Here is a 16371-nt window from a genome sequence, read left to right as displayed (position 1 = left end):
GAGAGGCGGATCTTTAGCAACTGATTTACTAACTAATTCTCAACCTTGTATAAAATAGGCTGCGAATAGATCATATTAACACGCTTACCGTCTTTTATCCCAGGCTCCATCTCTGGAATGAGATCTATAACGCGTTTAGCTTCTTTTTCTAACGCAGGATGCGCTGCTCGTATTTTTACATCAATAATTTTACCTGTGTGATCTACTGTGAAGATCGTATAGATACGATTAACACCATCCAGACCATATTCACTACTTATACTTGTATCAAATTTTCTAGAGATCAATTTATTTAAACTTGATTCTAGGCAATCTTTGCGCTCATCATTAGACTTCTTGCTCTCACATCCAGGGTAAATAGGCACAAAATCAACACCCATTAGATCTGTGGTTTCAATTTCTGGCTCTATCTCAGGACCTATAGAGTCTATCAAAATTTTATCACTAACTCCATCATCTGGCGGAGTTGGGTCTATAACAGGCAAAGCTATTTCTAGAGAATCAATGGGATCTCCAATAACTGGTGGTTGCGTATAATCTACAACAGGTGCTGCTGGCGGCGGTGGTAATTCTCGCTTAATAACAACAATGGGTGGCGTGGGTTCTGAAGTATAAACCTTGCTAACATCTAAAGGCTCTTCTTTAGGGATTACATAAAAAGACTTGTACTCAATAACAAAAATGGAAAGCAGTAAAACTACGATTAACCCTATCTGGAAATATAAGGTTCCATTTTTTCGTAAATTTGCATCGTGCTTGCTTGCAGGACGATCTCCGTTTTGCAGAACGGATTCCTTTCTTGAAGTGTTCATATTAAATGGTTTTAATTGTTAAGTGTATAAAACCAGACACAACAAGCTTGCCAAAAAAAATCCCGCCTCAACATTTGTTAAGGCGGGATATATATTTAAAATGGAATTTTATTAATCCTGAACTTGGAAAACAATAGGTAGGGAGTAAAGAACCCCTACTGGTTTACCACGTTGCATACCAGGAGTCATACTTGGTAATAACTTAATTACACGCTCAGCTTCTTGCTCAAGACGTGGGTGAGGACCACGAGATCCTATATCTACGATATTACCTTTGCTGTCAATTTTAAATCTTACATAAATACGGTTTACACCGCTAAGACCTAATTCACTACCTAGCTCTGTATTAAACTTGCGGTTTACAAGTTTTGTGATCGCGTCAGACATACATTGCTTTTTAGCATCGTTGCCTTTTTCTTTTTCACAACCAGGATATACAGGTACGTTTTCAATTACCGCAAAAGGTACATCTTCAATAACTTCTTCTTCCTCAAAAGATACTTCTTCAACCTCAACAATTTCTTCATCTTGAGATGTCTCAGTACTTTCAATAACCGTTTCTTCGATCTCTACCTCATCTTCTACTACCTCGATGATTTCCGGCGCTGGTGGTGGCGGTGGAGGTGGCGGTGGTGGCGGTGGAGTATTTAACTCGGTGATCGGCACTTCCTCTTCAAGCTCGTCATCCATTTGTACCTGTCCTAGGTCAATGGCTTCCTTCTCATAAGTTTTATGCTCTATGGCGAAATAAACTAATCCAAGGATAAGAACAAGCCCCAGCTGAAAGAAGATCACGCTTCTTTTACTTAAATCTGCTTTGGGATTTTTCTTGGGTTCCATATTAAATTTCGGTTATTAAGATTGCTAATTTATTAAAATGATCTACAAAATGAAATTAAAATTTCGTCTTAAGCGAATTAATTTGATTTCTAAAAACGTAAACCACTAATATTCCTATCAATATTCCTGCGGAATTTGCTAAAAGATCGTATACATCAGCAGTGCGATAATCTGTCAATGCACCTTGTAAAACCTCAATTATCATACCATACACAAATGTAATGATAGAAATTATGGATATTACGTATAAAAATCTTTTTCGCCGTAAGGCAACTAATCGCCCATAGGCATACCAGCACAAGAATAAAACTAGGGTAGCTGTAATATGCAGGATCTTATCTGGACTATGCGCGCCTTCAAAACTTTGTGGTGCAGGACCCAGGCATGCAACCGTGAGAACTGCGGTGTAAAGCAACGCTAGTGCCAGTAGACCTTTATGCATTTATAATGCTTTTGTAAGCATCTGCATCAAGAAGATCATTAACTTCTTCTTGATTTTCTATCTTGATCTTTACCATCCAGCCTGCTCCATAAGGATCTTCGTTTACTGCTTCTGGCTCAGATTCTAGCTCTTCGTTAAACTCGATGATCTCTCCTGATAATGGCGAGAATAGATCTGAAACTGTTTTTACAGCTTCTACGGTACCAAAAACTTCTTCTCTCTCTAGCGTTTCGTCTACTGTTTCTACTTCTACATAAACGATGTCTCCTAGCTCTCCTTGAGCGAAGTCTGTAATTCCCACTGTTGCGATATCACCTTCAATACGCACCCACTCATGGTCTTTTGTGTACTTAAGATCTGCAGGTATATTCATAGCTTTAAAATAGTTAAGTTCTTTAGTTTCCAAAATTATACTTAAGCGTAAACCCAGATCTTATGGTTGTCTGCGGGAACGCTGTTGAAATCGCATATGTAGCAAAAGTATGATCGTAATAAAAGATCGCCGTTAGATTTCTACTCAAAGCATAATCTGCTTTAAAGGTTAAACCGTAAAGATCTTGACCAGAAGTAACTTGATTATTCTGAAGATCTAGATAACGTACGACAGTTTCATTTTGTCTTAAAGAGAGATCTGCCTGAATATTAAGATCACTCTTTAAAATGGTCTTTCTACCGCCTATGCTTGTCGCAAAAGTAATATCTTTTAATCTATATCCTACTCCTATTCTATATTCATTACCATTGATCTCTGTAAGTAGATTATTATCAAAACTTAAAGACAATGCTCTGTCTTTTCTTATCTCTGTGAGGATCTTAAGACTGTTTTGCATTTCAAAATCTAAACGCACTAATGGCGAGAATTGCTCAACAAGGTTAATGTTTGAGAAAATAGTTTTATTTAAGAAGTTACCTGCTTGATCAACTTGCGCATCGTTTGGCTCGTTATTAAGACTTCTATCGTAGTTAAGGTTTGTTCTAAACTGGTTTACCGTATAACCAGAACGATAACCATGATTCACAGAAAAACGCTTGAAATTACGCTTAAAGAAATCTAGCTTCATCAGGCCGGTGTACTTAATATTCCAGTTTGGTAAAGGGAAGCTTCTAAAAGCTCCTAAACTTACATCTTGCGCTTTACCATCTGTTGTATATGCTGATAAAAATGAAGGAATAAGCACCGCTTGATTTGTTCTGCTATAACCCACAGGATAGCCATTTTCATCACGAGGATAATCTGTACCGCCATAAAATTGCTCTGCAAGACGCTCTGCTACGACAAGACGATTCTCTCTAAACTTATCAAACGCTGCTGAAGACTCAACCGTGTTTTTGCTAAATGCCGTACCTATCATTAAAGTAGAGATAGAGAAATTACCTAGCGTATTACCATTTAAAGTTTCGTATTGCAAAGTGGTAGGATCAACACGATAATTCTCGCTGTATGTTTCTTGATAGATACGATTCATGTTTATATCTACCGTGAGGTCTGGTAAGAATTGGGCTTGCGCCTGAATATCAAACTGCCTATTCTCAACCTCGCTATACTGCTGATTAAATTGTTGATATAAGGTTAACCATCCGCGTCTCGCAGCAAATTCTCTTATATCTTCTTGACTACCAAAAACGAATCCTGATGTTGGCTTCAAAGTCCCAGCAAAACCAATACCCGGTAAATATCCAGGAACATAAGTACCGTTGTTTTGTTGATAGGTAACTTGTATTCTCTTAATACCGGTCACTAACCCCACAAGACTGTTTGTAGCTTTCTCACTAGCCGTTAAACTTCCTTTGTTCTGATCTTGTGTAGATGTTGTTCTGGGTGCGCCCAAAGTTGGCACTGCTCTACTTCTCTCCTGCCTAGTACGGCCAGCGGCGCTCGCAGCTTTTTTCTTAACAAGACCTACCGCGGTGTAAAGCTTAGCCATATCTAACGTACCATTGATCGCATGCGTATTTGCATTTTCAACAGAATTACCTAGATCTGGAATGCCTTCAAGAGTTTGAAACTGATACGAACCTCTGTTCCACTCCAAGTCTGCGGTGTATGAATATGTTGCTGTTACAAAATCCAGATACGGGATCTTATCTATAGGAACTTTATAATTCGCCTGAAGCGTTTGATAATGTCTAAACGGCGTACCTATATCAAAAAATCCTTCATAGATGCCACCTGCATTATCGTCAAGTGAATTATCTGCATTCAGGTAATTGCGAATGATCCTATTTTGTGCTTGATCATAGTTTAAACTCAGTGATTTTGTAAGCGGATAGTTTACTGTAAACTGACGATCAAAGAGGTAATTACGCTGCTTGTATTCTGGTAAGATGGAATTCCCTGTAAGGGTAACATCTCTAAACTTCTGCTGATTGTATTGCCTGTTATAATTAGATGTAAGCGATATTGACGCCGGCAAATAATTAAAATTAAAATCCTTTAATAACTTAAGATATGGACTCGTAAAGAGCGAATCGTTCTTCGCGAAAGGTTCAAATGGTTTTGGCTGAAAAGCAAAATTATACGTCCCGCCCACTCTCACACTTTGTGCTCGGGACTGCTCAATTTCAAAATCTTTATGATCTTCTTGATTGTAGCTGTAAGAGAATGTAAGGTTCTCAACATCCCATGGTTTTTGCTTCGCCTCGCCTGTGCGCTCTTTGCGCACACCTATAAGATTCACGCTTCTTCTACGCGTATGTGCGATGGCTTGCACTTCAATAGCATCGCGCTGTTCTTGAGTTTCGGCGGTTTCTAATCTTTGATCAAGCTCTATATCTGTGTAAAGTGGATCGTATTGCGGCGTGATGATCTGCTCGCCTACTGCATAGTTAAATGGCAACTTGATTCCCCAATTTTCAGGAAGTAATTGCCCGGCATTTACATTTGTGACCACGTCGTACGACTTGATATCTTCACGACTACGCTGATTAGGACTCTGATCTATACCACCAAAACCTACAGAAGTTTGTCTTCCCGTTGCCGAAACCGTAGCGAAATCTGCAATGTTAGCATCTACGTTTAAAATTCCTGCCCAGCCGCCCTCATTTTGTAGTTCGGTAATGCGCAATTCATTAAACCATACTTCACCACAAATGTCACTGTCATTTTCAGGGTTACCATTCTTTACCCCAAGCATGAGCACACGCACATCTCCAAAACTAGGATTACCCTTTATACCTACTCTTAATTCACCGGTATTATAAGGCGTATTTGCAGGATCTGGGATCAATTCCGCGGAAGCGTCAAAATAGGTTATGTTTTGCGGCAACAATGCTGCACCATTATTTAAAAATGCTGCTTTTACTCTTTGAAGCAATTCTAGCGGTACGTTAAATCGGTTTGACTCGGGCCAAATATCCTCTGGATTAGAAGTACCGAATTGCGTAGGAACCAGCGGCAATTCTACTTGATAGAAATTCTCAGTAAGGTCTGTACCCATTCTAATAAAAGCCACCATCTCATTATCTTCTAACGGCACTTCGTTAAGCAGTGACTCGGCATGCGTGTACATCTCAATATTTTTATACTGGCGCATATCCAGTCTAAAATTCTTATAAACCGCTCTAGAATCTTGCGGTTCAAGATCACAAGTAGTTAGTGCAAGTGATTGCTCATCTTGCCTAATATTGTTGTTATTATTGAGTAATTCTTCTCTGTAAACACCCGGCGGAAGAACATAAGGAATAGGATCTCTATTTTCGTTCTCTAAGATATTTACTGCTGTAACTTCAAATAATGTGTTCTCAGTATTAGGATTAGAAAGATCAGGATCTAGCGTTAGCGCATATCTTCTATAATCGCCACGCATGAGTTGTAAAGTTCCCATTCTAAGAACTGTATTTTGGCTAAAGCCACTCATATACATTCGCATAAAGCGAATTGATCTAAAATCTGCGATCCCACCCACAGTGTTAGTAGGCTGATTAACCGGAACTTTAAACTGCAACCATCTTACTGGAATCGTCTGCCCATTTTGAAGCTGAACATTTATATTTCGCTCGTCAACAATAAACTCGTTGTCAATTGTAAGGTCCTGACGGTTGATGTCTAATTTGTACTCATAATAACTATCAACCGTGTTCATGGTATAATCACGGTTAAAATCTTCTACATCTGGCTGCGTTGTAGAACCTCTGTTGTTTTGACCCACATTTACAGGCGAGTTACCTTGCTGACCATTGTATTTTTTATAGCGATCTACCACTCCGCCTTGAGCGGCAACAAAATACTCGTAGTTGTCACCAGCAGGATCGGCTAGATTCGCAAAAGCAGGAAATTGATTTGCTTCATCTGTATCATCCAGACCATCATAACCTAGATCCTGATTTGTTCTTTGCTCACCTTCTGTATCAAAAGCATAGATCAGCGCCTGATTAGTTGGCACTTTACCGTATGCCGTTTGCGTAGTATTATCAAAACCGCCATCCTTCGGCAAACCATTTTCATATTGCTTTCTACCATCTTTGAGCACATCTTCTGAAATGTTACCCAAGTTTATAGTAAGACTACCGCCAGCGTTATTAGCATTTTCGTCATAGATAAATGGATCCATCATCCAGAATTGAATGAACTCTACATTGCTCTGCTCAAAATCAGTAGAAGTAAACTGACGCATGATACCGCCAAAATTCTGTTCCGGATTTTCTAGAATTCCGTCTTGTGCATCTGGACTGTAATTGTACGCTCCACGCTCTGATGGAAAGTATGCCATATCAAACGTAAAAAGCGCCTGCGTTGTACCGGCCACAATATCCTGCTGTGGGAAGATTTCGTCTCTAAAAACCCTACGCGTTGCCCAATTAGAAACATCCTGATCTGAAATTCCATCGGGACGCTGAGCTCCATAAAAAATAGGATCTATACTATACCAAGCAAGTTTTGCTCTTCTGTAACCAGCTGCCAGATCACCGTTGCTCAACTCTCCTCCAAAGCCCACCGGCGCAGAAGACATATACCATTGCAATGGCGAACTTATATCTATCGACGTCTGCGAACCTTCAAAATCGTCAATGTAAGAAGCCGCACGACCGTTGAGATTTGTAGATTTTGGTTGTCCCGGCATTAAATACGCCACTTCACCACGCACAGATAAATTAGACGTTACATCCGTATCAATAAATGGATACTTGTTTATCAATCGTGTTAAGAATGGCACTTCCGTGGAATAACTTGCGTTGAGGCCAAAAATGGTATTATTGATAGGCTCAAAACTATAGGATGCTTTCTGCGTAAGCGGACGCTCATTCATATTGATCAAAGTACCGCCTACTATAAAATCTTCGCTGAAGCGATGCTCAACATTCAATCCTGTAAATCGCTTTGTCTGCTGCCCGAAACGTGAAGTATTTTCGGTGGAAACCTGAATAGGGATATTTGAAGCCTTTAAAGCAGGATCAAGAATAATTACACGTCCTCGTTGATAATCTACCGTGTAATCTAGACCTTCTTGCAAAACTCTACCACCAGCAGTAACCGTAACACTTCCCTGCGGAACATTAAAGGATCCTATTGGGATTCCTTCTTCTTCCTTAGATTCGTATTTACCCTTAAGCTGAAATTTATTTTTATCTGCATTATCCTTTGCAACGGTCTTTGTAGAAGTATACAGGCTTTTGTAAACATACTTTTGCTGGTTAGCATTGTAGGTTTCAAATTCTGCCTCGGTCATGTCCATCCCATCATCATAAATCTCACCGCCGCTCGTTCTAAGTTTATCAAAAAGATATTCGCCGAAAGGCTCAACAGACGTAAAGATGATACTACCGTTTTGCACATTAATGGTAAGCCCCGGAACAAAATCAAAGAAACCATCACCGCCCACTTGTGGATCGCCAAAAGTCGTCAACCTATCCAGATTAAAAACATTCAACAATGGAGTGTCTTCCACATCATCTGGCAATGGCGTTCCTCCAGCACTTTTAATATAGTTAAGTGGAGAAGGATCTGTATAAACGATATTCATCCGGAAACCTTCCTGCTGCAATTGATATTCTCCTAGACCATAGATGTTTTTCATCATAAGATCCCATCTAGGCTCAGAAACTGCGGTAATATTACTTTTTAACATTTTCACCACGAGTGCTTGCGGCGTACCACCTTGACCCGGAGTTATAAAACTATCTAGAATACCATCGTTATTAATATCTGCTCCAGCGGTTTCACTAGAGTCTGCAGAATCTGCAATTTGATCACCATCTACATCAGCACCGTTGTTATTCACACCGTCGCCATCAGGATCAACATCTACAAGATCTGGCACGCCATCGCCATCTGTATCTGGATATGCTCCAGAAGTAGAGTTCACACCATCATTAGCAAATTCACCTACTTGGTAAACCTTTCCGTTGATCGTGTATTGAAAAGCAACTCCTAGAACTTCGTCGTTGTTTAATCTTTGATTTAGCGAAATATACCCAAGGATTGGATCCAGTGTATATTCATTTAGCTCCAGCTTTCTAGCATTTTCGAGCAACACATAATCTGTTCCATCTACAACCGAAACTCCTCCAAAACCTTGTTGCACAGTTGCTGCATCTCTAATTGCCGGCGTAAGCACACTTTGACCACTACCATTGACCCCAAATGGGTTAAAATCGTTGTTCGTGTTTGCCGGTGGTGAGCCAGGTTGAGTATTTATAAAACCTCCAGGTGCAGGATCAAGACCTATATTTTCAGGACTTGATTCTCCTAGATCCTGAACAGCTACAATATTTCTAGTATTTTCAAAGCGTTGCGTGCGGTTTGTTACCCAGATCTCTATACGATTGATCTGCACATTGCTATTTATAAAAGGATAATTTGCAAGCGCATCGTCATAAGTATCTCTAAAATAATGCGCCAAGAAGAAGTGTCTATTCTCATCATAGTCTAGCGCAAAGATCTCAAAATCCTGTATCGTCGCTCCACCGGCAGAAGTCACCTGTCGCGTCTGACTTTGTTGCTCAGAGAAAACTCCGGTAATCGTTGTTTTACCAAACTGTAACTGCGTTTTTACACCAAACAAACTCTGAGAACCTTGTATCAAAGCGCTGTTAAGCGGCATGTTCACATTACCCACCTCGATCTTCTGGATGATATCATCTTCAGACGGCGTATATTCTAACTTGATCTGGTTTTGAAAATCAAACGTACTCTCAGTATCATAATTCGCATTAACCTGCAATCTAGTACCGATCTTACCTAGCAAACTCAGCTGAATCCTTTGATCAAAATCAAAACTAAAGTTGTTCCTGTTTCTAGGAGAAAAACTAGGATTATCTTGTTTTGTATACAATATCCCCAGATCCATTGCGACAGATCCTTGAGGTGTAAGCTCTATTGTGTTTCCACCAAAAATGGACTCAAACAAACCTGAATTCACATAGAAGTTAGGCAACAGGTCATTTCTACCTTCCTGCCCTTCTGCCGTTCGCCCATCTAAAGCAGAGATTTTATCCTGAAAGTACGAGCGCATACGCTCCTGCTCCACTCTTTTTCTAAACTCTTGCGGAGTTAAGAACATGGGATAATTAATGTTTATCCCGCCTAGTTCTTGTGAATAAACATAACGATCTGTTATAGGATCATACGTGTATTTTGAAACAATGCTATCAGGGTTTTGAAGTTCAACCCTTCCTATCGCATATGTAGTTTGTGTAGTGTCCTGTTGCTGCTCATTCTCATCTTGTGCTTGCACAGCAAACCCAAAGCCAAGAATGGCAAGAAATAATAATCGCCTAAGAATTTTAACCAAAAATAATTTTGTCCTCAAAGTGGTCTACAAGTTTTTTAAGGCTTGTTTTATAATGGTTTCAACGTCTGCTGAAGGATTTTCTTTAAAAATTTTATCACACACTTTCTCCGCTTGCTTCCTAGCAAATCCTAGGGTCTCTAATGCAGATAACGCTTCATCTTTTGCCGTATTGCTCGCCACAGCAGAAACTTCATCTATATCATACACTTTAAGGATCTTATCCTTAAGATCAAGGATCACACGCTGCGCCGTTTTTGCACCTATACCTTTCACAGATTGAATGGTGGGCACATCGCCAGTAGCAATAGCATTTTTTACCTGCTCAGGATCTAGAGAAGATAGCATCGTTCTTGCCGTGCTCGTCCCTACTCCACTCACAGAGATAAGTAATTTAAAGATTTCACGCTCAGATTTTTGCATAAAACCATACAGCGTATGTGCATCTTCCTTAATATGCAAATACGTATGGATATGAATATTTTCAGTAGATGGCAAAAGTGAATACGTATGCAAAGAAATATTCACAAGGTATCCTACACCATTGCATTCTACCGTTATATCTGTGGGATTTTTTTCAGCAAGCCTGCCCTTTAAGTGGGTGATCATCAGTTAACAAAATGTTAGAGTTTCAAAAGTAAGAAAATAATTTGCTTTAGATTCTTTAAGATCGCTTTTTGGCTTTCGCCAAAATCATAAAAAAAGGACGCCGAAGCATCCTTTTTAAATAATTTCTATATCGAAGAAAAACTACGAGATCATATCGATCTCCTGTGCTTTTTTCTCCTTTTGTTGCGCATCAATTACCGCAATTGCCGTCATATTCACGATCTCATCAACACTTGCTCCCAGCTGAAGCACGTGAACTGGTTTGCGCATACCCATCATAATAGGTCCTACGTTATCAGCTCCATCTAGTTCTTTCAACATCTTGTAAGTAATGTTTGCACTGTCAAGATTTGAGAAAACTAAGGTGTTCACTTTTCTACCTGCAAGTTTTGAGAACGGGAATTTAGCTTTCATCATTTCCGCGTTAAGCGCAAAATCCGCCTGCACTTCACCATCCACAACAAGATCTGGATAATATCTATGCAAATAAGCCACTGCCTCACGCACTTTAGACGCTTTCTCATTTTTAGAAGACCCAAAGTTTGAATAAGAGGTCATCGCCATAATAGGCTCCATCCCAAACATTCTTACCGTTCTTGCTGTCATCTGAGCGATCTTTGCAAGTTCTTTTGCAGAAGGCTCAATATTTATTGAAGTATCAGATAAGAAAATAGGTCCACGTGAAGTGATCATCATATTTGCAGTAGCGACCTTCTGCACGTTTGCTGCTGGCCCAATCACCTCTAGCACCGGCTTCACCGCAGATGGGTAACTACTACTGTAACCTGTGATCATACCATCTGCATCACCTGCATCTACCATCATAGACGCATAATAGTTACGCTGACGCATTAACTTTTGCGCATCAAATAAGGTAACCCCTTTGCGCTTACGCGCTTGCCAGTATATATGTGCGTATTTGTCTAATTTCTCTTTTTCTTCAGGAGATTTTGGGTCGATTATTTCAACATTTGCGTCAAAATCGATCTCTTGCATTAACTCATGAATAGTCTCTCTAGTTCCTAGAAGAACTGGCGTTGCAATACCTTCATCATGTACGATCTGTGCAGCTTTAAGCACATCAAGTTGATCTGATTCTGCAAAAACAATTCGCTTAGGATTCATTCTTGCGCGGTTAAGCATAAGACGCACGATCTTATTGTCTGACCCCATTCTTTCTAGCAACTCATCTTCATACTTTTGCCAGTCTAAGATCTCCTCACGTGCCACGCCACTTTCAATAGCAGCTTTGGCTACAGCCGGAGGAACTTTGGCGATAAGCCTAGGATCAAAAGGTTTTGGAATGATATAATCGTTACCAAAATTCAATCTTGTTTCGCCGTAAGCGATATTAACCTGCTCTGGCACCGCCTCTTTTGCAAGTTCTGCAAGGGCTTTTACCGCAGCCATTTTCATCTCTTCATTGATCTTTGTCGCGCGCACATCTAGCGCTCCTCTAAAGATAAACGGGAATCCAAGCACGTTGTTCACCTGGTTAGGATGGTCTGAACGACCAGTAGCCATAATGATATCATCTCGTGTTGCGCAAGCTAACTCATAATCGATCTCTGGATCAGGGTTTGCCATTGCAAAAACGATAGGCTTTTTTGCCATGCTTTTTAGCATATCTGGCGTTACGATATTTGCGATCGAAAGTCCGATAAAGACATCAGCATCTTTCATCGCTTCTTCTAAGGTATCGATCTTGCGCTCTGTAGCAAACTCGGCTTTTTCTGATGTTAAGTTATCTCTATCTGCACGAATCACACCTTTGCTGTCTAGCATCACAATGTTTTCACCCTTTGCGCCAAAAGCCTTATAAAGTCTCGTACAAGAAACTGCTGCCGCACCGGCACCGCTTACTACGATCTTAACTTTTTCGATCTTCTTTTTAGAGAGCTCTAAAGCATTTAATAACGCTGCCGCGGAAATGATCGCTGTACCATGCTGATCATCGTGCATCACAGGAATGTCAAGTTCTTCCTTAAGCCTGCGCTCAATCTCAAAAGCTTCTGGAGCTTTGATATCTTCAAGGTTTATACCTCCGAAGGTTGGTGCAATATTTTTTACAGTCTCGATGAATTTGTCAACGTCTTTAGTGTCAACTTCAATATCAAATACATCAATACCAGCGAATATTTTAAACAGAAGACCTTTACCTTCCATCACAGGTTTTGAAGCTTCAGGACCTATATCCCCTAGACCTAAAACAGCTGTACCGTTTGAAATTACAGCAACAAGATTACCTTTTGCTGTGTATTTATATGCGTTCTTAACGTCTTTTTCTATCTCAAGACAAGGCTCTGCTACGCCAGGCGAATATGCCAGCGACAGATCGCGTTGTGAAGAATATTTTTTTGTGGGGTTAACCGAGATCTTTCCCGGTTGTGGTTTTGCGTGATATATTAATGCCTCTCTGCGGCGGCTCTCCTTACTCATAAATCAAGTTTAAATAAGTATACAAAAGTAAAGGTAAAAGTTATCCTTAAATAAGGAAACGGTATATGAATTATTAACGGAATTTCAGAACTTTTGGCGAAAGCCAAAAACTACTAATTGTCATCTAAAAACGAGATGTTGCGCATTAAACCTGAGTATTTTGTGCGTTTTACAGCAGATTTCTTAAAAATCTCACTGAAGACTTCCTGCGTTAACTCCTGCCATTCTTTTTTTGAATTTGACAACAACTCAGGATGTGGATCAAAAAGTGGTTCGGTGTGAGGTTTAGAAAAGCGATTCCAAGGGCAAACGTCTTGACAAACATCGCAACCAAACATCCAATCGTCCATCTTATTCTTTGCATAATCTGGGATCGCGTCCTTGAGTTCGATAGTAAAATAGCTGATGCATTTGCTGCCGTCTACCACATATGGATCTACAATTGCCTGCGTGGGACAAGCATCTATACACGCCGTGCACGAGCCACAATGATCTGTCACAGGCGTGTCATATTCCAGCTCTAGATCAATGATAAGCTCTGCAATAAAGTAAAACGAGCCCACTTGTTTAGTAAGCAAATTGCTGTTTTTACCTATCCACCCTAAACCAGACTTTGCAGCCCAAGCTTTGTCTAGAACAGGCGCAGAATCTACAAAAGCTCTGCCATCAACCTCACCTATTTCTTCTTGAATGTAGCTGAGTAACGCTTTGAGCTTATCTTTTATCACATGATGATAATCTTTGCCGTATGCGTATTTTGAGATCTTATAGCTGTCGCCCTTTTGCTTCTGTTCAGGGTAATAATTAAGCAGCATAGACACAACACTTTTTGCACCAGGAACAAGGATGGTGGGATCAAGTCGCTTGTCAAAATGATTTGCCATATAGCTCATCTCGCCGTGCATATTCTTGTTAAGCCAGCGTTCTAAGCGCGGAGCCTCTTCTTCAAGAAAACCAGCTTTTGAGACACCACAAGACATAAAGCCCAAGCGTTGCGCTTCGGCTTTTATCATTTTTGTGTATTGTTCTTTTGTGCTCAATTTTATTGCTTTCGGGCAACAAATTTAAGGAAAGCGTTTTTGGGTTTTAGCGTGATCATAGGATTGATCTCTATAGCAGATGTTTTCTTTTCTATAATAAAATTACGAGAGATGTGCGCCACGGCCAAGATCATCTCGTACATCGCAAAATTGTTACCAATGCACATTCTGGGACCTGCGCCAAAAGGAAAATAATACGAGCTATGCTTCTTAGCATCTGCAAAACGATCTGGATTAAACACCTCTGGATCATCCCAATTTTTAGGATCCCGATGAATCTCATACATAGAGAACAAAAGCGTTGATCCGGGAACCAACTCATAATCCTCGTATTCATCAGCTTCTAGATTTACACGATCTATAAAATATGCTGGCGGATACAAACGCATTCCTTCTTCCACAACCTGCTTAGTATATTTAAGCGATTGTATTTGCTCCATAATATCGCCAGACTCGCATTGCTGCACTTCTTCATAAAGTTTTTCTTGCACCTCTGGATGTCTCGCAAGCAATTCGCTTATAAACGTTAGCGCATTAGAAGTTGTCTCATGACCCGCCACAAAAAGTATCAAGATCTCATCTATCAACTGCTCATCACTTATCGCGCTACCATCGTCATACCTCGCCTCAAGCAACATATCAAGCAAATCGCCTTCACGCACACCACTTTGCTTCCTTTCTTCTACCAGTTTCAGCAAAATATCTCTACTCTCTTGAGATAGATCAAGATGATATTGTAGTTTACCGCTTACGCGAAAATAAAACCGCTTGAATGGCTGCCGCAGCTCCTTAACCAGCATTTGTTGATTCGCTTCGGTTATGTGCTGCAGTCTATTGATCTCTTTTCGAGAAGCTGCATTGCTGAACAAAGATTTTACTACCGTTTGAAAAGCAAGATCGTTAAACACAGGGAAGACATCAGCCATTTCGCCATGAGCGATATTAGACAATTCTTCTTCAATGGTTTTTTGCACCGTGTGCATCAATTTTGCAAGATGCTTTTTATGAAAAGACGGCTGAATGAGTTTGCGCTGCTTCGCCCAATGTTCACCTTCTGCAGTAAGCAGGCCTTTGCCCACATATTTTACAAGGTCTTTAGTCTGGATGGGAGACTTTGTGAAATTTCTTTGATTTTTTTGCAGACAATATTTCGCGAAAGCGGCATCTCTAGAAAAGATCACAGATTTATTAAACCCAATTTTTAACCTGAAAGTATCACCATGTTTTGAAAAATTACGATGATGAAACGGCAACGGATTTTTGACAATATCGCTGGCGTGCATCAGAAATCGCCATAGAGGCACTTTGGGAATTTTTCTATTTTCCGCCATTTGCTATTCTTAAAATAAACCGCCTTGAGTACCGGTTTTTATGCGACCTAGATGTTTGTACGCAGCTTCGGTAACTTCTCTACCACGAGGTGTACGGATGATAAATCCCTGCTGGATCAAGAACGGTTCGTAAACTTCTTCGATCGTTTCTGCACTTTCTGATACGGCTGTAGCCAAAGTTGTGATCCCCACGGGGCCGCCCTTAAATTTATCGATGATCGTTGCTAGTATTTTATTGTCCATTTCGTCAAGCCCATGTGCATCTACATTAAGCGCCTTAAGACTGAAACGAGCGATCTCTAGATCAATACTACCATTACCTTTAATTTGTGCAAAGTCGCGAACACGTCTCAAGAGTGCATTTGCGATACGTGGCGTACCACGGCTTCTGCCTGCGATCTCAATAGCAGCATCTAGTGCGATAGGAACTTTTAAGATCTCTGCACTACGCTCTACAATAGTTGTGAGAAGTTCTGTGCTGTAATATTCTAAACGCGATGAAATACCAAAACGCGCGCGCATTGGCGCTGTTAGTAGTCCGCTGCGGGTGGTCGCACCCACCAGCGTAAACGGATTAAGATTGATCTGCACTGTTCTTGCGTTAGGTCCAGACTCGATCATAATGTCGATCTTAAAATCTTCCATCGCAGAGTAGAGATATTCTTCTACAATAGGACTTAAACGGTGAATTTCATCAATAAAGAGCACATCTCGATCTTCAAGATTGGTAAGCAAACCTGCCAGATCTCCCGGCTTATCAAGCACAGGACCAGAGGTTACTTTTATACCGACACCTAGTTCATTTGCGAGAATATTAGCAAGCGTGGTTTTACCAAGCCCTGGAGGACCATGAAATAAAGTATGATCTAAGGCTTCACCACGCAAATTTGCAGCTTGCACAAAAACCTGCAAGTTCTCTAACACTTGCGCTTGCCCTGTGAAATCATTAAATGATAATGGGCGCAAAGCTCTTTCTATATCAAACTCTTCTGGCGAAAAGTGTTCTGCTGTGGGATCAAGATTGTCGTTCATTATTCAAATATACAAAGTGGTTTTGAGGTATTTTCACACTAAAGACGTTAACACAATTTTAAAATTGAACACCGCTAAGAGTAAATCGTTTAATTTTAG

The 16371-nt window shown here is 40.3% G+C and carries 10 protein-coding genes; all 10 read right to left on the bottom strand.

The genetic code is table 11. The annotated features are described in order from the left end of the window. Window positions 1–32 precede the first annotated feature (32 nt). The 10 genes from ACZ5L8_RS15720 to ruvB all read right to left on the bottom strand — a co-directional run bounded on the left by ACZ5L8_RS15720 (window position 33) and on the right by ruvB (window position 16272). Complete coding sequence (locus tag ACZ5L8_RS15720) at window positions 33–812, bottom strand: energy transducer TonB (RefSeq protein ID WP_464438595.1); 780 nt, start codon at window positions 810–812, stop codon at window positions 33–35. A 111-nt stretch (window positions 813–923) separates the two neighbouring features. Further along, complete coding sequence (locus tag ACZ5L8_RS15715; protein WP_464438594.1) at window positions 924–1652, bottom strand: energy transducer TonB; 729 nt, start codon at window positions 1650–1652, stop codon at window positions 924–926. Window positions 1653–1707: 55 nt separating this feature from the next. Beyond that, window positions 1708–2094 (bottom strand): VanZ family protein, encoded by a 387-nt coding sequence (locus tag ACZ5L8_RS15710; RefSeq protein ID WP_464438593.1) that lies wholly within the window; start codon window positions 2092–2094, stop codon window positions 1708–1710. Next, window positions 2087–2467 (bottom strand): glycine cleavage system protein GcvH, encoded by a 381-nt coding sequence (gene gcvH / locus ACZ5L8_RS15705; RefSeq protein WP_464440979.1) that lies wholly within the window; start codon window positions 2465–2467, stop codon window positions 2087–2089. Before gcvH ends, ACZ5L8_RS15710 begins: the two co-directional genes overlap by 8 nt. Window positions 2468–2489: 22 nt before the next feature. After that, window positions 2490–9788, bottom strand: a complete 7299-nt coding sequence (gene sov, locus ACZ5L8_RS15700) for a T9SS outer membrane translocon Sov/SprA (protein WP_464440977.1) — start codon at window positions 9786–9788, stop codon at window positions 2490–2492. A gap of 60 nt (window positions 9789–9848) precedes the next feature. Next, a complete protein-coding gene (gene ruvA / locus ACZ5L8_RS15695) occupies window positions 9849–10430 on the bottom strand; it encodes a Holliday junction branch migration protein RuvA (RefSeq protein WP_462599713.1) in 582 nt (193 codons plus the stop codon). 141 nt (window positions 10431–10571) lie between these two features. Continuing rightward, window positions 10572–12869 carry an NADP-dependent malic enzyme gene (locus ACZ5L8_RS15690; RefSeq protein ID WP_464438592.1) on the bottom strand — a complete coding sequence of 766 codons (2298 nt, stop codon included), beginning with the start codon at window positions 12867–12869 and terminating at the stop codon, window positions 10572–10574. A gap of 113 nt (window positions 12870–12982) precedes the next feature. Then, the gene (gene queG, locus ACZ5L8_RS15685; RefSeq protein ID WP_464440975.1) at window positions 12983–13882 is read right to left on the bottom strand and encodes a tRNA epoxyqueuosine(34) reductase QueG; all 900 of its coding nucleotides are present in this window, start codon (window positions 13880–13882) and stop codon (window positions 12983–12985) included. Window positions 13883–13911: 29 nt separating this feature from the next. Then, the gene (locus ACZ5L8_RS15680; protein ID WP_464438591.1) at window positions 13912–15240 is read right to left on the bottom strand and encodes a cytochrome P450; all 1329 of its coding nucleotides are present in this window, start codon (window positions 15238–15240) and stop codon (window positions 13912–13914) included. Window positions 15241–15249: 9 nt separating this feature from the next. Continuing rightward, on the bottom strand, window positions 15250–16272 hold the full coding sequence (ruvB, locus tag ACZ5L8_RS15675) for a Holliday junction branch migration DNA helicase RuvB (RefSeq protein WP_464438590.1): 1023 nt from the start codon (window positions 16270–16272) through the stop codon (window positions 15250–15252). Between the last annotated feature and the right edge of the window lie 99 nt (window positions 16273–16371).

This window comes from Leeuwenhoekiella obamensis (assembly GCF_055391795.1).
This window is presented reverse-complemented; position numbering and strand designations above follow the sequence as displayed.